Here is a 21,179-nt window from a genome sequence, read left to right on the forward strand (position 1 = left end):
GGCCTTTTTTATTGGCAGATTGTTCAATCCCTCATCCATAACGATTTACGTTTTTATCCGGACAAGGCAGTCATGGCGAATGCTCAAGAAAATCATTGAAGATGAATATGCCGGTAATCGTTGCCACACCCATGAGTGGTTGAACCCCGACTCGACGCAGGTGCTGTCCGCGCTCAACCGCCTGGACGGAAAGGCTTTCAGCTCGACGGTTTTTTTCTTCAGCGACGAGACCCTGATGCATATCGGGGGCGGTGCGGCCGATCAGTATGTGGTCTTTATTGCCCAGGACGTCGACCAATCGTTGCAGACCCTGCTCAGCGCAGACAGTCCTGACGATCAGCGGATTGAATTGGTCGCGGGCGGCCAGTCCGGCAGTTACCCTCGGTATCAGTGTGTGGTTAAAGAGCGAGCGAGACAGGCCCTGGCTTATTTCTCGGCCTATGGCTCGGCTGATCCCGATCTGGCCTGGGAAGTGGAAGGCTAACTGGACAGTAAGGACGTTGACCTTGGCAGGTACAAGCAGCCACCTATGCGATGAAGTACGCTTCCCCATCGCCTGGCGTTTCAATGCCGCAGATTGTGGTCTGAGTGCTGACGACAAACAGCGCGTTGTGCTGTTTGATCAGGCAGAGTCACAGGTGCTGTGGGACCGGTGCCCAACCTGTCTTAATGCCATGAAAAAACCACGCTGGATTTTGCCCAGCGCTGTGAGTCGTCATTGTTCTTCGAGCGGCGGCTGGGCCCGGCCAGGCTCTTTTCACTCTTTTTTATAACAGCAATCGCTCGGAAATTTGTTATGGATGATGAAAACCAGGAAATATCGATCCGGGTTGTTGCGGGGCAGAACAGCCACGGCCCGGTCTATGAGCCGCTGCATGTACGGCGGATCGATGAGGACAGTTACGAGATTCTCTACTCACCGGGGCTGACACTGAACCTGGCCAAGGGCGACATCATTTCGATCAAGGACCCCCTGGCCCCCGCCGTGGTGCTCAAGCGAGGCGGCAACTTCTGTATCCACATTTATGCGGATCACATTCCTGAAGAACACATCGTTGCCCTGGCGGCGGATGTGGCGAGCGAATTGGGCGGCATGCTCGACGGGCGCTATAAGGGCAATCTGACATTGTCGGTGCCGGCGCGAAACGGCATGGACAACATCGCCCGGTTCTTCAACCGCTTCTGCGAGACCACGGGCATCGAGTGGTACTACGCCAACATCTATAAAAACCTCGATGACACCGATGACGAGACCTTGCTCAATTGGTGGCTGGAGCAATGAACGAAAGACAGCAGCTTATCTGTGAGCGCTACGATCTAGCTCCCCAGGCACCGGAGCCGATGATCGCACTGGCCACCGGTTCCCTGGCGCAGTCACCCATCTATGGCACCCGGGTCGAGTTGCCGGAGAACGGCACGATCAGTTGGTTTATCCACTGCGGCGAACATTCCACAGCCGTGGATTTCTACCAGCCGCTGTGCGTCGAGCACCTGCCCGAGCTGTTGCCGGAGGTGATCGATTACCTGTATCTGCCAAGCGGGACGCGTTTCATCATCGACCGCGCCGGCTATGAAGATGTCTGGCAGGACCCGCAGTGATTTCAAGCCGCTTTTGACGGCAAGCAGTCAGTTGCCCTGCTCGTCAGGCGACGCGACACTTTCCAGCCGGTAGCCGTAACCGTAGATCGTCAGCAACTGCCAGCCACGGTCCGCGGTCAGTCCGAGCTTGTTGCGCAGACGGTAGATGTGGGTATCCAGGGGCCGCGAGGAAATGATTTCCTCGTGGGTCCAGAACCGTTCGTACAGGTACTCCCGGGACAGCGGCCGGCCCAGGTTGGCGAACAGGCAGCGGGCCAGGCGGTACTCGCGCTCGGTCAGGCTGATGGGGGCACCGGCGCGGGTGACGGTCAGTTCGGCGTCATCGAAACTCAAGTCATTGAAGGTCAGGACCTCCTCGCTATTGCTGCGCTGCAAGCCGTGGCGGCGCAGCACCGCATTGACCCGGGCCTTGAGTTCGTTGGGACGAAAAGGCTTGCTCAGGTAGTCATCGGCGCCGGTGTTCAGGGCCTGGACGATATCGCTCTCGGCATCACGGCTGGTGAGCATGATGGCCGCCGGAGGCGAGTCCATGTGCTCCCGGGTCCAGCGCAGCAACGACAGGCCGCTGAGGTCTGGCACTTGCCAGTCGAGAATCAGCAGGTCGAAGGTTTCCCGCCGCAGTTGGCGTAGCAGGTCTTCGCCCCGTTCGAAGCGATGCAGGGACCAGGCGGCTTCACCGGGGCCGGGAATTTCTCGCAGTGTCTGTTCCACCCGTGCCAGTTCTGCGGGTTCGTCATCCAGTATCGCGACACGCATGCCAGGCAGTTCCTTATGGTTCGAAGAGCACCTGAGACGCAGATCCAGCGGCTTCAGGCTGGGGGAAGTTTAGGTGTCTTGGCTGATTCTGAACAATTGTGGCGAATTGCTCTTGAGCCCCTGCTCCCTCGGTACGCTGATATCAAATAGCCGGTAAGGCACCTGGAGCACGGGTGCCTGGGGGGCTATCGCAGCAGCACGATACCGGCTCGCTCAAGCAAGGAAAAGAACCATGGGGAACATGTTCAGCAAAGGCCAGGTCGCGTTGGTCAGAATGTTCAGCGGCGATGATCCGCTGCGCCTGGTCAGTTTGATGCTGGCGGCTTATCTGGGGATCAGTGCCAGCGTCTTGCCGTCGCCATCCGCTTCCTGCTGTGAGGCGGCCAAGGCCGAGGTTTACTCGACACTGGCCTCGCCCGACAGCCATGAAACCCGCCTGACCCTGGATGCCGAACCGGTACTGGGCAGAACAGCCCTGCCTGCGGATTGGCAGGCACCTGCACCACGCTGGGTCTTTTAGCAGGCGGGGCGATGATTCTGAACAAATATTGCAAATCCGTCGCAGCCTCTCGGCCAGCGTTACATTGCTCCTCGCTGAGTGGCACACGGGGGCACCTGGAAGTGCTCCGACACAGGGAGTGTCAACCGCCAGGCTGGCGGCACAACGCGCGCTTGCGTGCGTCGTTGAAGGGGAATACAGGGAGTGCCTCCTCAGGACTTTGGGCCGGGCGACCTGTCGCCTCGGTTCCGACACAGGGACGTGTCACTTTCTTCGCTCCCTGTGCGCTTCCCTCCCGGTTCCGACTCGTCCTCTCTCCTCTGGGCGACGCCGCGCAGCGTCCGGCTTTCTGCCCACGCGCTGCCTCAGGTATGGTGCGTAGGATTTCGCCGTGGTTTTCCCAAAGGCTCAAAGCATATTCATGAATGACCTCTGCCCTTCTCCGTCCGTTGGCCGGTTGCAGGTGGCGTGCGCCGCATTGCTGCTAGCGGGTCTGATCCTGCCATCGTGCGCCGTGCAGGCTGCCCCGCAACGCCTTCCCTATATAGATGACAACCAGCAATGCCGTAGCCAGCCCTTGCCGGCTACCGTCGAGCATCTGACGGGTGACGCCTGGAAGCTGGATGCCAAGGGCCGCGAGGTGACCCTGGAAGAAGGCATGAGCATCGATGAGAAAGAAGGGGTGAAAACTTCGCCATCGGCTTTCGTCAGCCTGTCCCTTGGAGATGGTTCGCGAGTGGTGTTGCCCTCCAGTTCCCAGATCACCCTGCAACTCAATACGCAATACAGCATTCCTCAGGTGGTCCTGGAACAGGGCCAGATCGAGTCCTATGTGATCAAGCGCAACAGCGACCACGACCGCTTCCAGATCGTGACCCCCGTGGGCGTGTTGGGGGTACGAGGGACTCATTTCCGGGTGCGTAATGACGATCAGCAATCCCTGGTGGAGGTGCTCAACGGCCAGGTGGCGGTGAGCCGCGAAGACGAGCCGCCGAGCAAGGCTGCTCGACGTTCCGGCAAGCGCGTTGTGGATAAACCTGCAGGTCCGCGGCCAGGGGAAGTCCAGGTCATGGCGCGCCAGGGTTTGCGCATTCAGAAGCAGGGCGAGCTCAAACCAGTGGAACTGCTGGCCGCGCCCCGGCTGCTGGGGCAGGCCGGACAAACCGGCGCCCTGCCCGTCTGGCAGCTGATCCTGCAACCTTTGCCGGGTGCCCGTCGCTATCGGGCACAGGTGGCAACCGACAAGGGTTTCCTCAACATCAAGCAAGAACAGTTCTCCAGCACCCCGGAAGTGAACTTCACTGGCCTGAAGGCGTTTTTCTATCATGTACGGCTCTCGGCGTTCGACGAGCATGGCCTGGAAGGAGAAACCGGGGTCTATGACATCTTCTACTACCCCAGGACCACTCGTGTTCAATAACCCGTCGGCGGGCCGCCGATGAGTCTCTGGAAGCAAAGGGCCAACGGCCGTGAACCGACCCAGGCCCAGCGCCTGTTTCGCCGCCTGGTACGTGAATGGTTGTGGGTTGGCCTGATTCTTCTGCCCCTGACTGCCTTACTGTCCCTGAGCCACGGCCTGGCTTTGAACAACCTGTTCTATGACAACCTGCGACGTTTTACCCCGCTGCCGGTAGACCCGCGCATTCTGTTGGTGACCATCGACGACTACAGCCTGCAGCAACTGGGACGCTGGCCCTGGCCACGGGCGCTCCATGGACAGTTGCTGGACCGGCTGACGGACGCCAAGGTCAAGGGCGTGCTGTTCGATGTGATCCTCAGCGAACCCGGCAGCACTGTAGAAAACGACACGCAGTTGGCCGCCGCCCTGTGTCGCTCCGGCACGGTGTTCCTGCCGGTGCTGCGCGAGGGGGTTGCTCGCTATGGCCAGGACCTGGAGGAGATCCCTCCGGTGCCGGTGCTGCGCCACTGTGCTCGGGGGCTCGGGCATATCAACGCAGAAGCGGATGCCGACGGCACCGTGCGCAGTGTCTACCTGCGCGAAGGTCCGCAGCAGGCGCCGCGGGCGCAACTGACCTGGTTGCTCTACCAGCTCACCGAAGCCGACCCGCTGTCGTCGCTGATGCCGGGCCCCGCGACTGCGCAGATCAGCAGGGGCTGGCTGCGAGCCAACCCGGTACGTATTGCCTTTATCGACAAGGCGGCGGGCTTTCCCAGCGTGCCCTATGTCAGCGTGCTGCGTGGCGAGGTGCCTGCAGAGTTGCTGCGTGACCGGCTGATCCTGGTGGGGTCCACCGCCCCGGGGCTGGGCGACCGTTATGTCACCCCGCAATCCGGCAGCCAGGGCACCACCCCGGGCGTGGAGATCCAGGCCAACCTGCTCAATGGCCTGTTGCAGCATCGCAGCATCGTCGCCCTGGGCCAGTGGCCGGGGATGCTGTGGTCCATGGCCCTGACCGCAGCCTTGCTCGGATTGTTGCTGTGGCGTCCGCGCCACGCCTTGTGGATAACCCTGGGCTGCATGGGCCTGGCCCTGTTGGGATCGGTGCTGATGCTGCGCTTGGGCTACTGGTGGTCGCCGGTGGCCAGCCTGCTGGGCATGCTGCTGGCGTACCTGATCTGGAACTGGCGTCGGCTCAGCGTGATCCTGGCCTATTTCGGTTGGGAGCTGGAGCGCCTGGACAACGAGCCCAAGGTGTTGCCGGAGCGCCGTCGTGGCCAGACCCCCGCCGGTGATGTGCTGCAAGGGCAGATCGTTGCCCTGGAACAGGCCCTGAGCCGGACCCGGGATACCCGGCGCTTTATCGCCGACGGCTTGGAGTACTTGCCGGTGGCGACCCTGATCAGCGACCCGGACGGCAAGATTCTGCTGGCCAATCGCAATGCCCGGGAAGTGTTCGCCCACTCACTGGTCGGGCAGCCCTTGATCGCGCAATTGGCCGCCCTGGGCTATCCGGGCCTGACGGAACCTGCGCTGTATCCCAGGCTTGAGCAACTGACGGCGCTGGAGTTTCGCGACATTCAGCAACGCAGCCTGCGCATGGAACTGGCGCCGCTGCTGCCGGTGGACAGTGACAACGCCATCGGTTGGTTGTTGAGCCTCACCGACCTCAGCGTCGAGCGGGACGCCGAACAGCAACGGGGCGTATTGCTGCGTTTTCTTTCCCATGACCTGCGCGCGCCCCATTCGGCGATCCTTGCGCTGCTGGACGTGCAGAGCCGCCAGCCATCGCCGCCCAGGCAGGTCTACAGCCAGATCGAGCAGCAGGTGCGTCGAGCCCTGGGGCTGACCGAGGCATTCGTGCAATTGGCCAAGGCCGAGTCGGAGGCCTATCAGTTTGCGCCGAGCATGTTTGCCATGCTGGTCCTGGACGCCTTCGACCAGGCCACGACCCTGGCCCAGTTGAAGCATATCCACCTGGTGCACGACCTGGATGAGGATGGCGAGAGCATGATCCTGGCGGATCAGCCGCTGCTGACCCGGGCCCTGTTCAATCTGCTGGAAAACGCCATCAAGTACAGCCCGGCGAATTCCACCGTTAATGTTCGGGTGAGCTGTGCCGAGGGCTGGCTGCGTTGCGAAATCATCGACCAGGGCCGGGGCATTGCGGCCCAGGAACTGCCCCTGTTGTTTGGTCAGTACCAACGGTTTGCCTCGGCCAAGGGCATCGATGGCCTGGGCCTGGGACTGTCCATGGTCAAGGCGGTGGTGGACCGGCATCAAGGGCGGATCAGCTGCCGCAGCGAGGTGGGCCAGGGTTCCTGTTTCATCCTTGAGCTGCCCGTGTTGGAGGAATAAGGGCGCGGGGATATTCCAGGCGAAAAAAAACCGGCATCAAGGCCGGTTTTTTTGGCTGCGGTAAAACTTATGCACGTTTTTCCACATTTTATGAGCTTGGGAAATATATATATAAATCAGTGATTTATGCGTCGATTTCAGCCGTTGTACGAATAGTCGTACACAGGTTATCCACAGAAGCTCATACAGCAACCTTATCCGTGGAAGTCGCCAATGGTGGCAATGAGCCCATATCTCGCTGGGCCTGTTCATTCCAGGCGGCAACCCGGTCGTTGAGCTCGGCGATGGCGCGTGGGCCGCTGCCTTCGGCGTACATCGGCGCGCCAATGGTCACGGTGATGGTACCGGGCCGCTTGGCCCAACCGGTCTTCGGCCAGAACTTGCCGGCGTTGTGGGCCACTGGCAGCACCGGCAGGTCGGCGTTTACCGCCAGGGCACTGCCACTGCGGGAGAACTTGCCGACGGTGCCATAGGGCACGCGAGTGCCTTCCGGAAAGATCAGCACCCAGACATTGTCCTTGAGCAGTTCGTCGCCCTTGCTCGCCACTTGCTTGAGGGCCGCCTTGGGGTTGTCGCGGTCGATGGCGATGGGGCGCAGCATGGCCATGGCCCAGCCGAAGAACGGCACATACAGCAACTCACGCTTGAGGACCTGGCTCAGAGGCTCGAAGTAGGCCGAGAGGAAGAAGGTCTCCCAGGTGCTCTGGTGATTGGAGACGATCACGCAGGGCCGCTCGGGGACGTTTTCAGCGCCCTTCACTTCCACGCGAATGTTCAGAAATACCTTGGTCAGCCACAGCGCGCAGCGACACCAGTAGACGTTGATAAAGCGGTAGCGCGCCTTGAAGGGCAGGAACGGCGCGATAAAAAAGCTCAGGGAGCACCACAGCAAGGAACTGGTGCCCAACAGCAGGTAAAAGAAGAAGGTTCTGATGGCCTGCAGGATCGACATAGCGGCATTTACCATTGCGGGCATGCCCGCCTGTTAAAAAGCGCTCTCCCGAACAGTCCTTGGTCAGGATGCCAGAAGGGGCCTAATTGTGGATAAGTTCAGCGGCAACGGCCGCCAGGTCGTCAAAAATCAAGGTGCCTACCGGCAGGGTTTTCCCCAGGGTCTTTTCGCCTTTCCCGGTCTTTACCAATACTGGCTGAGAGTCGACGGCTTTTGCGGCCTCCAGGTCACCGAGACTGTCACCGACAAACCATAGACCTGTCAGTTCTGCCTGGTAATGCTCGGCAATGGTCCGCAGCATGCCCGGTTTCGGTTTGCGACAGGCGCACCCTTCGTCGGGGCCGTGGGGACAATAGACGATCAGCCCGATCTCGCCGCCCTGCTCCGCCACCAGCTCGCGCAGGCGCGCATGCATGGCGTCGAGGATGGCCAGGTCGTAGTAGCCGCGAGCGATGCCGGACTGGTTGGTGGCGACCGCCACCGTCCAGCCGGCCTTGCTCAACTGCGCAATGGCTTCGATCGAGCCGGGGATTGGAATCCACTCCTGCACCGATTTGATGTAGGCATCGGAGTCGTGATTGATCACGCCGTCACGGTCGAGTATCAGCAGTTTCACAGCAGTTCCTTACCTGATCAGCTCAGTACCGAAATGTCCGCCACACCCAGGAACAGGCCCCGCAGACGCGCCAGCAGCGCATAGCGGTTGGCCCGCACCTTGGCGTCCTCGGCATTGACCATCACCGCCTCGAAGAAGGCGTCCACCGGCTCGCGCAGGGCGGCCAGGCGGGCCAGGGTCTCGCTGTACTGACGCGCTGCGGCCATCGGCTGTACAGCCTGGTCCGCCTGCTGGATCGCCGAGTACAGGGAGAACTCGTTGGCGTTGTCGAAGTACTTGGCTTCGACGGTGGTCGGCACATTGCCTTCGATCTTGCTTAGCAGGTTCGACACGCGCTTGTTCACCGCGGCCAGGGCGGCGGCTTCCGGCAACTTGCGGAAGGCCTGCACGGCTTGCACGCGCTGGTCGAAGTCCAGGGCCGAGCCCGGCTTCAGGGCACGTACCGACAGGTAGGTGGCCACATCCACGCCTTCGTCTTCGTAACGGGCACGCAGACGGTCGAAGATGAACTCCAGCACCTGGTCGGCCAGGCCGGCGGCCTTGACCTTGCTGCCGAAGGCGCTGACGGCGAAGGCCACGGCGTCGTTCAGGTCGAGGTCGAACTTCTTCTCGATGAGGATACGCAGCACGCCCAGGGCAGCGCGACGCAGGGCGTAGGGGTCCTTGCTGCCGGTGGGCAGCATGCCGATGCCGAAGATCCCCACCAGGGTGTCCAGCTTGTCGGCGATGGCCACGGCGGCACCGGTCACGGTGCTTGGCAGCTCGGCGCCGGCGCCACGCGGCATGTACTGCTCGTTGAGGGCCAGGGCCACGTCTTCCGGCTCGCCGTCATTGAGGGCGTAGTAGTAGCCGGCGATGCCTTGCATCTCCGGGAACTCGCCGACCATTTCGGTGGCCAGGTCGCACTTGGACAGCAGGCCGGCACGGGCGGCGCGCTGGGCGTCGCCGCCAATGCGCGGGGCAATGAAGGCGGCCAGCTTGGAAATCCGCTCGGCCTTGTCGTAGACGCTGCCGAGTTTTTCCTGGAACACCACGTTCTGCAGGCGCAGGTTGAAGTCTTCGAGCTTCTGCTTCTTGTCCTGCTTGAAGAAGAACTCGGCGTCGGTCAGGCGTGGGCGCACGACTTTCTCGTTGCCCTCGATGATCTGGCGCGGGTCCTTGCTCTCGATGTTGGCCACGGTGATGAAGCGCGGCAGCAGCTTGCCGTCCACGTCCAGCAGGCAGAAGTACTTCTGGTTGTCCTGCATGGTGGTGATCAGGGCTTCCTGGGGCACTTCAAGGAAACGTTCCTCGAACGAGCACACCAGTGGCACTGGCCATTCCACCAGGGCGGTCACTTCGTCCAGCAGGTCCGCCGGGACGATCGCCGTGCCTTCCTGCAGGGTCGCCAGTTCCGCGGTGCGCTTGCTGATCAGCTCGCGACGCTCGTTGGTGTCGGCCAGCACGTAGGCGGCACGCAGGTCGGCCAGGTAGTTGGCCGGCGAGGTGATGCGCACGCTTTGCGGGTGGTGGAAGCGGTGACCACGGGAATCGCGACCGGCCTTCTGGGCCAGGATGGTGCAGTCGATGACGTCGTCACCCAGCAGCATCACCAGCCATTGGGTCGGACGCACGAACTCTTCCTTGCGCGCCGCCCAGCGCATGCGCTTGGGAATCGGCAGGTCGTTCAGGGAATCTTCGACGATGGTCGGCAGCAGGCTGGCGGTCGGCTTGCCCTTGATGCTCTGGCTGTAGCGCAGTTTCGGGCCGCTCTGGTCGATCTCGCTGAGTTCGACGCCGCACTTCTTGGCAAAACCCAGGGCCGCCTGGGTCGGGTTGCCTTCAGCATCGAAGGCCGCCTGGCGTGGTGGGCCGTCGAGGTTGATGCTGCGATCCGGCTGCTGGGTGTCCAGCTGGGTGATCAGTACCGCCAGGCGCCGTGGCGCGGCGTATACGTGCTTGGCCTGAAAGCTCAGGCCGGCGCTCTGCAGGCCTTTCTCGATGCCGGCCAGGAAGGCTTCGGCCAGGGTGTTCAGGGCTTTGGGTGGCAGTTCTTCAGTGCCCAGTTCAACCAGAAAATCTTGCGCACTCATTGTGCCGCCTCCAACTTAGCCAACACTTCATCACGCAGGTCCGGGGTCGCCATGGGGAAGCCCAGCTTGGCGCGAGCCAGCAGGTAGGCTTGCGCCACGGAACGCGCCAGGGTGCGCACACGCAGGATGTACTGCTGACGCGCAGTCACCGAGATCGCCCGGCGTGCATCCAGCAGGTTGAAGGTGTGCGAGGCCTTGAGGACCATTTCATAGCTCGGCAGCGGCAGCGGCTGATCCAGCTCGATCAGGCGCTTGGCCTCGCTTTCGTAGAAATCGAACAGTTCGAACAGCTTCTCGACGTTGGCGTGTTCGAAGTTGTAGGTCGACTGCTCCACTTCGTTCTGGTGGAACACGTCGCCATAGGTGACCTTGCCGAACGGGCCGTCGGCCCAGACCAGGTCGTACACCGAGTCCACGCCCTGCAGGTACATGGCCAGGCGTTCCAGGCCGTAGGTGATCTCGCCGGTCACCGGGTAGCACTCGATGCCACCGGCCTGCTGGAAGTAGGTGAACTGAGTCACTTCCATGCCGTTGAGCCAGACTTCCCAGCCCAGGCCCCAGGCGCCCAGGGTCGGCGATTCCCAGTTGTCCTCGACGAAACGGATGTCGTGCACCAGCGGGTCCAGGCCCACGTGCTTCAGGGAACCCAGGTACAGCTCCTGGAAGTTCTCCGGGTTGGGCTTCAAGACCACCTGGAACTGATAGTAGTGCTGCAGGCGGTTGGGGTTTTCGCCGTAGCGGCCGTCAGTCGGGCGACGACTGGGCTGCACATAAGCGGCGTTCCAGGTTTCCGGGCCAATGGCCCGCAGGAATGTGGCGGTGTGGAAAGTGCCGGCGCCTACTTCCATATCGTAGGGCTGAAGTACCACACAACCTTGCTCGGCCCAGTACTGCTGGAGGGCGAGGATCAAGTCTTGGAAGGTACGCACGGCTGGCGTAGGCTGGCTCACGAAATTCACCTGTTACTTGGGCTGCGATTTAAGGAGCGGGAGTATACCCGATTCAGTCCTGCGCACGCCCCCTGGAGCCTTATGCCACGCTGCTTTTGGTGTTCCGACGATCCGCTGTACATGGCTTATCACGATCAGGAGTGGGGCGTGCCGCTGCGCGATGGGCAGCGTCTGTTCGAGTTGTTATTGCTCGAAGGGTTCCAGGCCGGGCTGTCCTGGATCACCGTGCTGAAGAAGCGCGAGCGCTATCGCCAGGTGCTGTTCGGCTTCGATGTGCAGCGCGTGGCGCAGATGAGCGACGCCGAGATCGAGGACCTGATGCAGGACCCCGGCATCATCCGCAACCGCCTCAAGCTCAACGCCGCCCGGCGCAATGCCCAGGCCTGGCTGGAGCTGGAAGACCCGGTGGCCTTTCTCTGGTCCTTCGTCGGTGGTGTGCCCAAGATCAATCATTTCCGGGACCGCAGCGAAGTGCCGGCGGTGACCCCGGAGGCCGAAGCCATGAGCCGCGGCCTGCAGAAAGCCGGTTTCACCTTCGTCGGCCCGACCATCTGCTACGCGCTGATGCAGGCTTCGGGCATGGTCATGGATCACACCCGCGACTGTGATCGTTACGCCATCCTCTCCAACGCGCGGTTAGAATAGCCGGCTCGCGACACGCTTCAGACCGACAGATCAGGAGTCATTTGTGGATAAGTTCAAAGGCGCCCTGCTGGTGGGCGCTCTGCGGTTGTTTGCCCTGCTGCCCTGGCGCGCGGTGCAGGCGGTCGGCGCGGCCATCGGCTGGATCATGTGGAAGACCCCCAATCGCTCCCGCGACGTGGTGCGCATCAACCTGGCCAAATGTTTTCCACAGATGGACCCCGCCGAGCGCGAGCGTCTGGTGGGACAGAGCCTGAAAGACATCGGCAAGTCCCTGACCGAAAGCGCTTGCGCCTGGATCTGGCCGGCGGAGCGCTCCATTGCTCTGGTGCGGGAGGTCGAGGGCCTGGACGTACTCAAGGACGCCCTGGCCTCGGGCAAGGGCGTGGTCGGCATCACCAGCCACCTGGGCAACTGGGAAGTGCTCAACCACTTCTATTGCAGCCAGTGCAAACCGATCATTTTCTATCGTCCGCCCAAGCTCAAGGCCGTGGACGAGCTGCTGCGCAAGCAGCGGGTGCAACTGGGCAACCGCGTGGCCGCCTCCACCAAGGAAGGCATCCTCAGCGTCATCAAGGAAGTGCGCAAAGGCGGTGCGGTGGGCATTCCCGCCGACCCGGAACCGGCCGAATCCGCCGGGATCTTCGTGCCCTTCTTCGCCACCCAGGCGCTGACCAGCAAGTTCGTGCCGAACATGCTGGCCGGCGGCAAGGCCGTGGGGGTCTTCCTTCACGCCCTGCGCCTGCCGGATGGTTCGGGCTACAAGGTGATCCTCGAAGCGGCCCCGGACGACATGTACAGCACCGACACCGAAACCTCCTGTGCGGCCATGAGCAAGGTGGTCGAACGCTATGTCGGGGCTTACCCGAGCCAGTACATGTGGAGCATGAAACGCTTCAAGAAGCGCCCGCCGGGTGAGGCACGCTGGTACTGACCGAGCTGGCACGATCTGTGGATAACTTCGCGTAGGGCGTTATCCACAGCACACACAACAAGGGCGCAGAAGATGTCCGAGCACCGCAAGTCGTTTCGCATCAAGATTTCCCACGAGAGCATTGGCGAATGCCTGGGGCAGACTCGCAACCTGTCTGCCAGTGGCGTCTATGTGCAAAGCCCGGTCCTGGCGCAGTTGCCCAAGGGCGCGGTGGTCTATGGCCAGGTGCAGGGCTTGCCGGCGGCGGCGCCCAGGGTGCGCATGGAAGTGGTCCAGGCGGACGCGGAAGGGATCGCCCTGCGCTACCTGTGAAATCGTCCTGTAGCCGCTGCCGAGCCCGCGAGGCTGGGAAAAGGACCGAAGGGCCTTGCTTGGCGATCTCCAGCCGAACCTGTGTCGTCTCAAGATATTTGCGTCCCTGCGGGCCGTTCGCAGCCTTCGGCAGCGGCTACAGGGGATAGAGGTCAGCCTTGAGACTGGCGGTCGAGTTTTTTCAGGAACACGGTCATTTCCTTTTCTGCCTGTTTGTCGCCATGCCCCCGGGCCGCTTCCAGGCCCTGTTCCCAGGCCTGACGCGCCGCCGCCAGGTCGCCCTGTCCCTGGCAAGCCTTGCCCAGCAGCTTCCAGGCCGCCGAATACTTGGGATCGAAACTCACGCAGTGCTGCAGGTGCTCGGCGGCCTTGGCGAAATCGCCCTGGTCCAGATAGCCCTTGCCCAGGCCAAAGCGCAGCAAGGCGTTATCCACACCCTTGGCGAGCATTTTTTCCAGCGATTCAAGCATCGTCGTCACTCCTGTGGGCTCATGTAGCCGCTGCCGCAGGCTGCGCAAGGTCAGCGCCTGCGGTGCAGTCGATCGCAGCCTGCGGCAGCGGCTACACAGTGGTTGATCAGAAGAAGCTCAGGCCGACGTGGAACAGTTTCTCCACGTCGCGAATGTGCTTTTTATCCACAAGGAACAGGATCACGTGGTCGCCGGCTTCGATCACCGTGTCGTCGTGGGCGATCAGCACTTCTTCATCGCGAATGATCGCGCCGATGGTGGTGCCCGGCGGCAAGCCGATACTCTCGATGGCGCGGCCGATCACCTTGCTCGACTTGGCGTCGCCGTGGGCGATGGCTTCGATGGCTTCCGCCGCGCCACGGCGCAGGGAGTGCACGCTGACGATATCGCCGCGGCGCACGTGGGCCAGCAGGGTGCCGATGGTGGCCAGTTGCGGGCTGATGGCAATGTCGATATCGCCGCCCTGGATCAGGTCGACATAGGCCGGGTTGTTGATGATGGTCATGACCTTCTTCGCTCCCAGGCGCTTGGCCAGCAGCGAGGACATGATGTTGGCCTCGTCGTCGTTGGTCAGGGCCAGGAAGATATCGGCGTCGGCGATGTTCTCTTCCAGCAGCAGATCGCGGTCCGAGGCGCTGCCCTGCAGCACCACGGTGCTGTCCAGGGTGTCGGACAGGTAGCGGCAGCGGGCCGGGTTCATCTCGATGATCTTCACCTGATAGCGGCTTTCGATGGCCTCGGCCAGGCGCTCGCCGATCTGCCCGCCACCGGCGATGACGATGCGCTTGTAGGACTCTTCCAGGCGGCGCATCTCGCTCATCACCGCGCGGATGTGGGCCTTGGCAGCGATGAAGAACACTTCGTCGTCGGCCTCGATCACCGTATCGCCCTTGGGCATGATCGGCCGGTCGCGACGGAAGATCGCCGCCACCCGGGTATCGACATTGGGCATGTGCTCGCGCAACTGGCGCAGTTGCTGGCCCACCAGCGGACCGCCGTAATAGGCCTTGACCGCCACCAGTTGTGCCTTGCCTTCGGCGAAGTCGATCACCTGCAGGGCGCCGGGGTGTTCGATCAAACGCTTGATGTAGTTGGTCACCACCTGCTCGGGGCTGATCAGCACGTCCACCGGGATCGCGTCGTTGTCGAACAGCCCGGCGCGGGTCAGGTAGGCGGCTTCGCGTACCCGGGCGATCTTGGTCGGGGTGTGGAACAGGGTGTGGGCGACCTGGCAGGCAACCATGTTGGTTTCGTCGCTGTTGGTCACCGCCACCAGCATGTCGGCGTCGTCGGCGCCGGCCTGGCGCAATACCGTCGGGAACGAGGCGCGGCCCTGCACGGTGCGGATGTCCAGGCGGTCGCCGAGGTCGCGCAGGCGTTCGCCGTCGGTGTCGACCACGGTGATGTCGTTGGCTTCGCTGGCCAGGTGTTCCGCCAGCGTGCCACCCACTTGCCCGGCGCCGAGGATGATGATTTTCATCCAGTCACTCCCTTAAAACCGTTTAGCCGCGAGCTGCGGCGATCTTGATCAGTTTGGCGTAATAGAAGCCGTCGTGGCCGCCCTCTTGCGCCAGCAACTGGCGTCCGTGGGGCTGCTTGAGGCCGGCCGCAGGCTGCCCCAGTTGGCCGCCGATGTCCAACTCACGAGCTCCCGGGGTGCGGGACAGGAAGGCCTCGATCACTTCGGTGTTCTCGGTGGGCAGGGTCGAGCAGGTGGCGTAGAGCAGGATGCCGCCCACTTCCAGGGTCTGCCACAGGGCGTCCAGCAGTTCGCCTTGCAATTGCGCCAGGGCGGCGATGTCTTCGGCTTGGCGAGTGAGTTTGATATCCGGGTGGCGACGAATCACCCCGGTGGCCGAGCAGGGAGCGTCCAGCAGGATGCGCTGGAACGGCTGGCCGTCCCACCAGGCCTGGGTATCCCGGCCGTCGGCGGCAATCAGCTGGGCATCGAGCCCCAGGCGGTCGAGGTTTTCTCGCACTCGCACCAGGCGCTTGGCTTCCAGGTCCACCGCCACCACGCCAGCCAATTGCGGCTGCACTTCGAGGATGTGGCAGGTCTTGCCGCCCGGGGCGCAGCAGGCATCCAGCACCCGTTGCCCCGGGGCCAGTTCCAGCAGATCGGCAGCCAGTTGCGCGGCTTCGTCCTGGACGCTGACCCAGCCTTCGGCAAAGCCCGGCAGGCTGCGCACATCACCGGCTTCGTCGAGGACGATGCCGTCCTGGCTGTAGACGCAGGCCTTGGCCGCGACCCCCGCTTGGCTCAACAGCTTCAGGTAGGCATCCCGGGAGTGATGACGGCGATTGACCCGCAGGATCATCGGCGGGTGAGCGTTGTTGGCGGCGCAGATGGCTTCCCATTGCTCGGGCCAGAAGGCCTTGAGGGACTTCTGCAGCCAGCGTGGGTGGGCGGTGCGCACCACCGGATCATGTTCCAGCTCGGCCAACAGGGCCTCGCTTTCACGCTGGGCGCGGCGCAGCACGGCGTTGAGCAGAGCCTTGGCCCAGGGCTTTTTCAACTTGTCGGCGCAGCCCACGGTTTCGCCGATGGCGGCGTGGGCCGGCACACGGGTGTAGAGCAACTGATAGAGACCCACCAGCAGCAGCGCCTCGACATCGGCATCGGCGGCCTTGAACGGCTTCTGCAGCAGCTTGGCCGCCAGCGCCGACAACCGCGGCTGCCAGCGCGCGGTGCCGAACGCCAGGTCCTGGGTGAAGCCGCGATCACGGACCTCGACCTTGTCCAGTTGGACCGGCAGCGAGCTGTTGAGCGAGGCCTTGCCGTTTAGGACCGCGGTCAGGGCCTTGGCGGCGGCCAGGCGCGGGTTCATTGGGCGTCCGCCGTCTGGCCGAGGACGGTGCCGATGGCGAATTTCTCGCGGCGGCTGTTGAACAGGTCGCTGAAGTTCAGCGCCTTGCCCCCGGGCAGTTGCAGGCGGGTCAGGCACAGCGCCTGTTCACCGCAGGCGACGATCAGGCCGTCCTTGCTGGCGCCGAGGATCTCGCCCGGGGCGCCACGGCCTTCGGCCAGGGTGGCTGCCAGGACTTTCAGGGCTTCGCCATTGAGGGTGCTGTGGCAGATCGGCCAGGGATTGAAGGCCCGGACCAGGCGCTCCAGCTCCACGGCCGGGCGATTCCAGTCGATGCGCGCTTCATCCTTGTTCAGCTTGTGGGCGTAGGTGGCCAGGCTGTCGTCCTGGATTTCGCCTTCCAGGGTGCCGGCGGCGAGGCCTTCGATGGCTTGCAGCACTGCCGACGGGCCCAGCTCGGCCAGGCGGTCGTGCAGACTGCCGCCGGTGTCCTGGGCGCTGATCGGTGTGCTGACCTTGAGCAGCATCGGCCCGGTGTCCAGGCCGGCTTCCATGCGCATCACGGTCACGCCGCTGGCGTCGTCACCGGCTTCTACGGCGCGCTGGATCGGCGCGGCACCGCGCCAGCGCGGCAGCAGGGAGGCGTGACTGTTGATGCAGCCCAGGCGCGGAATATCCAGCACCACTTGAGGCAGGATCAGGCCGTAGGCCACCACCACCATCAGGTCCGGCTTGAGCGCCGTCAGTTCGGCCTGGGCCTCGGCATTGCGCAGGGTGGGCGGTTGCAACACCGGGATCTGGTGCTCCAGGGCCAGCTGTTTGACCGGGCTTGGCATCAGCTTCTGCCCGCGCCCCGCCGGACGGTCCGGCTGGGTGTAGACCGCGACAATCTGGTGAGGGCTGTCGAGCAGGGCCTTGAGGTGTTCGGCGGCGAATTCGGGGGTGCCGGCAAAGACGATGCGCAGTGGCTCAGTCATGGGAATTCTCGATGTTAAACATGCGGAAAAGAAAAAGGCTTGCCGTGGCAAGCCTTTGCAAGACGGTCATCAAGCCTGCTGGCGATGCTGCTTTTCCAGCTTCTTCTTGATCCGGTCACGCTTGAGCGTGGACAGGTAGTCGACGAACAGCTTGCCGTTGAGGTGGTCGCATTCGTGCTGGATGCACACCGCCAGCAAACCTTCGGCGATCAGCTCATAGGGCTGGCCGTCGCGGTCCAGGGCCTTGATCTTGACGCGCTGCGGACGGTCGACGTTCTCGTAGAAACCCGGCACCGAAAGGCAGCCTTCCTGATACTGGTCCATCTCGTCGGTCAGGGCTTCGAACTCGGGGTTGATGAATACCCGGGGCTCGCTGCGATCTTCGGACAGGTCCATGACCACGACGCGTTTGTGCACGTTGACCTGGGTCGCCGCCAGACCAATGCCTGGGGCCTCATACATTGTTTCAAACATGTCATCGACCAACTGACGCACTTCGTCGTCCACTACGGCCACGGGTTTGGCGATAGTGCGCAGGCGCGAATCGGGGAATTCGAGGATGTTTAAAATGGCCATAAGCGTAATTGCTACACGTGTGAAGTAAGGGCGGAGTCGGCGTCCTGGCAGGTCCTGGACCTGGGCCGCCGATGCAAAACGTGCTCTGCAAAGGAGCGAGCCGCGCAGGCTCTGGCGTTTTACGCGAACGCACATAATAAAGGGATTCAGCCCCTGAGGAAATGTCTGTTCGCCCTGCTGCTATTGGGCTGGACCGCCATCGGTCGGACCTGCAAGCGGCTGCGCCAGGCTTGATTGGCGTGCTTGCGGTTGGCTGCACGGGTGGTTGGGCAGAGCAAGACCGACCTCGGCAGGGCATCTCCCTGGCGCAGCAGGAAACCTTTCCTCAACAAGTTACCAACAGACTTATCCACAGCTTGTTCCGGCTTTCGCCGGACCGATGACGATCAAGGATGATCCATGTCGCACTCGATCAGTGCCGCCATTTCCCCCGCGGAACTGGAAGCCCGTTTACGTTTGCATGGCCTGCCCGCCCTGGGCGCCATGCGCTTTGGGCGTTTGCTCCAGGCCTTCGGTTCAGCCTCCAAGGCCCTCAGTGCTCCGGCCAGCGCCTGGCACTCCCTGGGTCTGCCGACGGCCTGTACCGATGCCCGGCGCAGTGTCGAAGTTCGGGAAGGCGCCCGCCGCGCACTGGCCTGGATAGACAACCAGGCCCAGCATTTGCTGATGTGGGACCAGCCCGACTATCCCCCGCTGCTGGCGCAATTGGAGGATGCGCCACCGCTGTTGTTCGTGGCCGGCGATCCGTCGATTCTTCAACGGCCGCAGCTGGCGCTGGTGGGCAGCCGTCGGGCTTCGCGTCCGGGACTGGACACGGCCGCGGCGTTTTCCCGGAGTCTGGCCGCCGCCGGATTCGTGATCACCAGCGGCCTGGCCTTGGGGATTGATGGCGCTGCGCACCAGGCGGCCCTGGATGTGGGTGGGCGTACCGTGGGGGTGTTGGGCACGGGCCTGGAAAAATGTTATCCACAGCGACATCGGGCCTTGGCCAGGGCGATGATCGAGCAGGGCAGCGCAGTGATTTCCGAGTTCCCCCTGGACACTGGCCCACGTCCGGAGCACTTCCCCCGGCGCAACCGGATCATCAGTGGCTTGTCCCTGGGGGTACTGGTGGTGGAAGCCAGTGTCGCCAGTGGCTCGCTGATCACCGCCCGCCTGGCGGCCGAGCAAGGTCGCGAGGTGTACGCGATCCCCGGTTCGATTCATCACCCCGGTGCCCGGGGTTGTCATCAACTGATCCGTGACGGCGCGGTGCTGGTGGAAAGCGTGCAGCACATCCTGGAAACCCTGAGAGGTTGGCAACACCTGCCGCCGCCTGCCGCCGCGCCGCTGGAGGCCAGCGAGCATCCGCTGTTGGCGCTGCTTCAGGCGGCCCCCCACAGCAGCGAGGCCCTGGCGCTTGCCAGCGGCTGGTCCCTGCCCCGGGTGCTGGCGGCGCTGACCGAGCTGGAAATCGAGGCGCGGGCCGTCAATGAAAACGGCCGCTGGTTTGCGCGTCTGAGCTAGGTTTTATAGGCAGGATCGGTAAACTGCGCACAGCTTTTATCTGGAGATTCGGCAATGGTCAGCAGTTGGCGTGTGCAGCAAGCCGCACGAGAGATTCGCGCAGGGGCGGTGATTGCCTATCCAACCGAAGCGGTCTGGGGCCTGGGGTGCGATCCGTGGAATGAAGAGGCGGTGGATCGCCTGCTGGCAATCAAGTCACGGTCGGTGGACAAGGGCCTGATCCTGATCGCCGACAACATCCACCAGTTCGACTTCCTCTTCGAGGATTTCCCGGATACCTGGATCGAGCGCATGTCCAGCACCTGGCCGGGTCCCAACACCTGGCTGGTACCCCATCAGAACCTGCTGCCGCAGTGGGTGACCGGGGTGCATGACACGGTGGCGTTGCGGGTCAGCGACCATCCGCTGGTCCGTGAACTCTGTGCCTTGGTGGGGCCGTTGATTTCCACTTCGGCCAATCCCCAGGGGCGGCCGGCGGCGCGTACGCGGCTGCGCATCGAGCAGTACTTCCGTGGGCAACTGGACCTGGTGCTCACCGGTAGCCTGGGCGGGCGCAAGAACCCGAGCCTGATTCGGGATCTGGCCACCGGCAAGGTGGTGCGGCCTTCCTGAACCGCTTCGCCGGCAAGCCGTCTCCTATGAACATCCGTAGGAGCCGGCTTGCCGGCGAAAGCGCTTAAGGCAACAACACGGTCGAGCCGGTAGTACGCCGGGCCGACAACTCGATATGGGCCTTGGCCGCGTCCGCCAGAGCGAAGCGCTGGCCAATCTCGATCTTCAGCTTGCCGCTGGCAATCATGCCGAACAGGTCGTCGGCCATGAGCTGCAGGTTCTCGGCATTGTTGGCGTAGCTGGCCAGGGTCGGCCGGGTCACGTACAGCGAGCCCTTGGCCGAGAGAATCCCCAGGTTCACCCCGTCCACCGCTCCCGAGGCATTGCCGAAGCTGACCATCAGCCCGCGCGGTGCCAGGCAATCCAGGGAGGTCAGCCAGGTGTCTTTGCCGACACCGTCATACACCACCGGGCACTTCTTGCCATCCGTCAGTTCCAGCACGCGCTTGGCGACGTCTTCATGGCTGTAGTCGATGGTTTCCCAGGCGCCGAGGGCTTTGGCAATGGCGGCCTTCTCCGGCGAGCTGACGGTACCGATCAGTTTTACCCCAAGGGCCTTGGCCCATTGGCAGGCCAGGGAACCGACGCCCCCCGCTGCGGCGTGAAACAGTACGGTTTCGCCACCCTTGAGTTCATAGGTCTGACGCAGCAGGTACTGCACGGTCAGGCCCTTGAGCATCACCCCGGCGGCTTGCTCGAAGCTGATGGCCTCTGGCAGATGCACCAGATTGGCTTCCGGCAGTACATGCACATCGCTGTAGGCGCCCAGTGGGCCGCTGCCATAGGCCACGCGATCACCTACCTTGAAGCGCGTCACAGCGCTGCCCACCGCTTCCACCACCCCGGCGCCTTCGGCGCCGAGGCCGGACGGCAGTGCTGGTGGGGCATACAGGCCACTGCGGAAATAGGTGTCGATGAAGTTCAGGCCGATGGCCTTGTTGCTGACGCGAACCTGCTGTGGTCCCGGTTCGGCGGGCTGGTAATCCACATACTCGAGTACTTCGGGGCCGCCATGGGCACGGAACTGGATACGTTTGGCCATCTGCACTCTCTCCTTGGTCGTGTCGTGAAAGTGCTCTATCGGACTCCTGTGCTTGACCTTCGTCAACTGCGGAGCGCCCCGACGCGGTGTTATGCTACGC

At 63.0% G+C, this 21,179-nt stretch carries 22 protein-coding genes; 11 read left to right on the forward strand and 11 right to left on the reverse strand.

What is annotated here, in order from left to right:
- Positions 1–79 precede the first annotated feature (79 nt).
- From PFZ56_RS05930 to PFZ56_RS05940, 3 genes are all read left to right on the forward strand, one after another.
- Complete coding sequence (locus PFZ56_RS05930) at positions 80–484, forward strand: Imm1 family immunity protein (protein ID WP_170001376.1); 405 nt, start codon at positions 80–82, stop codon at positions 482–484.
- Between the two features lie 312 nt (positions 485–796).
- On the forward strand, positions 797–1,282 hold the full coding sequence (locus PFZ56_RS05935) for a DUF4265 domain-containing protein (RefSeq protein WP_170001375.1): 486 nt from the start codon (positions 797–799) through the stop codon (positions 1,280–1,282).
- Entirely contained in the window at positions 1,279–1,599 is a 321-nt protein-coding gene (locus PFZ56_RS05940) for a hypothetical protein (RefSeq protein WP_170001374.1), read from the forward strand. The genes PFZ56_RS05935 and PFZ56_RS05940 overlap by 4 nt, the downstream gene beginning before the upstream one ends.
- Positions 1,600–1,626: 27 nt before the next feature.
- Here PFZ56_RS05940 and PFZ56_RS05945 read toward each other — a convergent pair whose 3' ends face one another.
- A complete protein-coding gene (locus PFZ56_RS05945) occupies positions 1,627–2,355 on the reverse strand; it encodes a response regulator transcription factor (protein ID WP_102881402.1) in 729 nt (242 codons plus the stop codon).
- Positions 2,356–2,587: 232 nt separating this feature from the next.
- On the opposite strand from PFZ56_RS05945, the gene PFZ56_RS05950 reads away from it, so the two are divergent.
- The 3 genes from PFZ56_RS05950 to PFZ56_RS05960 all read left to right on the forward strand — a co-directional run bounded on the left by PFZ56_RS05950 (position 2,588) and on the right by PFZ56_RS05960 (position 6,611).
- On the forward strand, positions 2,588–2,875 hold the full coding sequence (locus PFZ56_RS05950) for a hypothetical protein (protein ID WP_102881403.1): 288 nt from the start codon (positions 2,588–2,590) through the stop codon (positions 2,873–2,875).
- A 400-nt stretch (positions 2,876–3,275) separates the two neighbouring features.
- Positions 3,276–4,274 carry a FecR domain-containing protein gene (locus PFZ56_RS05955; protein WP_170001373.1) on the forward strand — a complete coding sequence of 333 codons (999 nt, stop codon included), beginning with the start codon at positions 3,276–3,278 and terminating at the stop codon, positions 4,272–4,274.
- An 18-nt stretch (positions 4,275–4,292) separates the two neighbouring features.
- Complete coding sequence (locus PFZ56_RS05960) at positions 4,293–6,611, forward strand: CHASE2 domain-containing protein (RefSeq protein ID WP_170001372.1); 2,319 nt, start codon at positions 4,293–4,295, stop codon at positions 6,609–6,611.
- A gap of 181 nt (positions 6,612–6,792) precedes the next feature.
- Here the strand turns inward: PFZ56_RS05960 and PFZ56_RS05965 are convergent, their stop codons facing one another.
- The 4 genes from PFZ56_RS05965 to glyQ form a co-directional block, all read right to left on the reverse strand.
- Positions 6,793–7,563 carry a 1-acyl-sn-glycerol-3-phosphate acyltransferase gene (locus PFZ56_RS05965; protein WP_102881406.1) on the reverse strand — a complete coding sequence of 257 codons (771 nt, stop codon included), beginning with the start codon at positions 7,561–7,563 and terminating at the stop codon, positions 6,793–6,795.
- An 82-nt stretch (positions 7,564–7,645) separates the two neighbouring features.
- Positions 7,646–8,179 carry a D-glycero-beta-D-manno-heptose 1,7-bisphosphate 7-phosphatase gene (gene gmhB / locus PFZ56_RS05970; protein WP_170001371.1) on the reverse strand — a complete coding sequence of 178 codons (534 nt, stop codon included), beginning with the start codon at positions 8,177–8,179 and terminating at the stop codon, positions 7,646–7,648.
- 17 nt (positions 8,180–8,196) lie between these two features.
- Positions 8,197–10,251, reverse strand: a complete 2,055-nt coding sequence (gene glyS / locus PFZ56_RS05975; protein WP_123390197.1) for a glycine--tRNA ligase subunit beta — start codon at positions 10,249–10,251, stop codon at positions 8,197–8,199.
- Entirely contained in the window at positions 10,248–11,201 is a 954-nt protein-coding gene (gene glyQ, locus PFZ56_RS05980; protein WP_003177094.1) for a glycine--tRNA ligase subunit alpha, read from the reverse strand. The genes glyS and glyQ overlap by 4 nt, the downstream gene beginning before the upstream one ends.
- A gap of 81 nt (positions 11,202–11,282) precedes the next feature.
- Here glyQ and tag point away from each other — a divergent pair, with 81 nt between their 5' ends.
- The 3 genes from tag (at position 11,283) to PFZ56_RS05995 (ending at position 13,089) form a co-directional block, all read left to right on the forward strand.
- Positions 11,283–11,846: a DNA-3-methyladenine glycosylase I gene (gene tag, locus PFZ56_RS05985; RefSeq protein WP_102881408.1), complete on the forward strand. Its 564-nt coding sequence runs from the start codon at positions 11,283–11,285 to the stop codon at positions 11,844–11,846.
- Between the two features lie 43 nt (positions 11,847–11,889).
- The gene (locus PFZ56_RS05990) at positions 11,890–12,777 is read left to right on the forward strand and encodes a lysophospholipid acyltransferase (protein ID WP_102881409.1); all 888 of its coding nucleotides are present in this window, start codon (positions 11,890–11,892) and stop codon (positions 12,775–12,777) included.
- Between the two features lie 72 nt (positions 12,778–12,849).
- A complete protein-coding gene (locus tag PFZ56_RS05995) occupies positions 12,850–13,089 on the forward strand; it encodes a PilZ domain-containing protein (RefSeq protein WP_092318073.1) in 240 nt (79 codons plus the stop codon).
- A 152-nt stretch (positions 13,090–13,241) separates the two neighbouring features.
- Here the strand turns inward: PFZ56_RS05995 and PFZ56_RS06000 are convergent, their stop codons facing one another.
- From PFZ56_RS06000 to def, 5 genes are all read right to left on the reverse strand, one after another.
- Positions 13,242–13,559, reverse strand: coding sequence for a tetratricopeptide repeat protein (locus PFZ56_RS06000; protein ID WP_170001370.1), 318 nt, complete (start codon positions 13,557–13,559; stop codon positions 13,242–13,244).
- A 106-nt stretch (positions 13,560–13,665) separates the two neighbouring features.
- Positions 13,666–15,039, reverse strand: coding sequence for a Trk system potassium transporter TrkA (gene trkA, locus PFZ56_RS06005; protein ID WP_102862439.1), 1,374 nt, complete (start codon positions 15,037–15,039; stop codon positions 13,666–13,668).
- 22 nt (positions 15,040–15,061) lie between these two features.
- Complete coding sequence (rsmB, locus tag PFZ56_RS06010; RefSeq protein WP_110594144.1) at positions 15,062–16,387, reverse strand: 16S rRNA (cytosine(967)-C(5))-methyltransferase RsmB; 1,326 nt, start codon at positions 16,385–16,387, stop codon at positions 15,062–15,064.
- Positions 16,384–17,343 (reverse strand): methionyl-tRNA formyltransferase, encoded by a 960-nt coding sequence (gene fmt, locus PFZ56_RS06015; RefSeq protein ID WP_170001369.1) that lies wholly within the window; start codon positions 17,341–17,343, stop codon positions 16,384–16,386. Before fmt ends, rsmB begins: the two co-directional genes overlap by 4 nt.
- Positions 17,344–17,412: 69 nt before the next feature.
- Positions 17,413–17,919 (reverse strand): peptide deformylase, encoded by a 507-nt coding sequence (gene def / locus PFZ56_RS06020; protein ID WP_102862442.1) that lies wholly within the window; start codon positions 17,917–17,919, stop codon positions 17,413–17,415.
- A gap of 399 nt (positions 17,920–18,318) precedes the next feature.
- Between def and dprA the strand changes: the two genes are divergently transcribed.
- Both dprA and PFZ56_RS06030 read left to right on the forward strand, forming a co-directional pair.
- A complete protein-coding gene (gene dprA, locus PFZ56_RS06025; RefSeq protein WP_102881413.1) occupies positions 18,319–19,425 on the forward strand; it encodes a DNA-processing protein DprA in 1,107 nt (368 codons plus the stop codon).
- A 54-nt stretch (positions 19,426–19,479) separates the two neighbouring features.
- Positions 19,480–20,037: an L-threonylcarbamoyladenylate synthase gene (locus PFZ56_RS06030; protein WP_110652515.1), complete on the forward strand. Its 558-nt coding sequence runs from the start codon at positions 19,480–19,482 to the stop codon at positions 20,035–20,037.
- A 64-nt stretch (positions 20,038–20,101) separates the two neighbouring features.
- On the opposite strand, the gene PFZ56_RS06035 is transcribed toward PFZ56_RS06030, so the two are convergent.
- Positions 20,102–21,079, reverse strand: a complete 978-nt coding sequence (locus PFZ56_RS06035; protein WP_102881414.1) for an NADPH:quinone reductase — start codon at positions 21,077–21,079, stop codon at positions 20,102–20,104.
- Positions 21,080–21,179: the final 100 nt, after the last annotated feature.

The sequence above is a fragment of the Pseudomonas danubii genome (genome assembly GCF_042980055.1).
Classification (GTDB): domain Bacteria; phylum Pseudomonadota; class Gammaproteobacteria; order Pseudomonadales; family Pseudomonadaceae; genus Aquipseudomonas; species Aquipseudomonas danubii.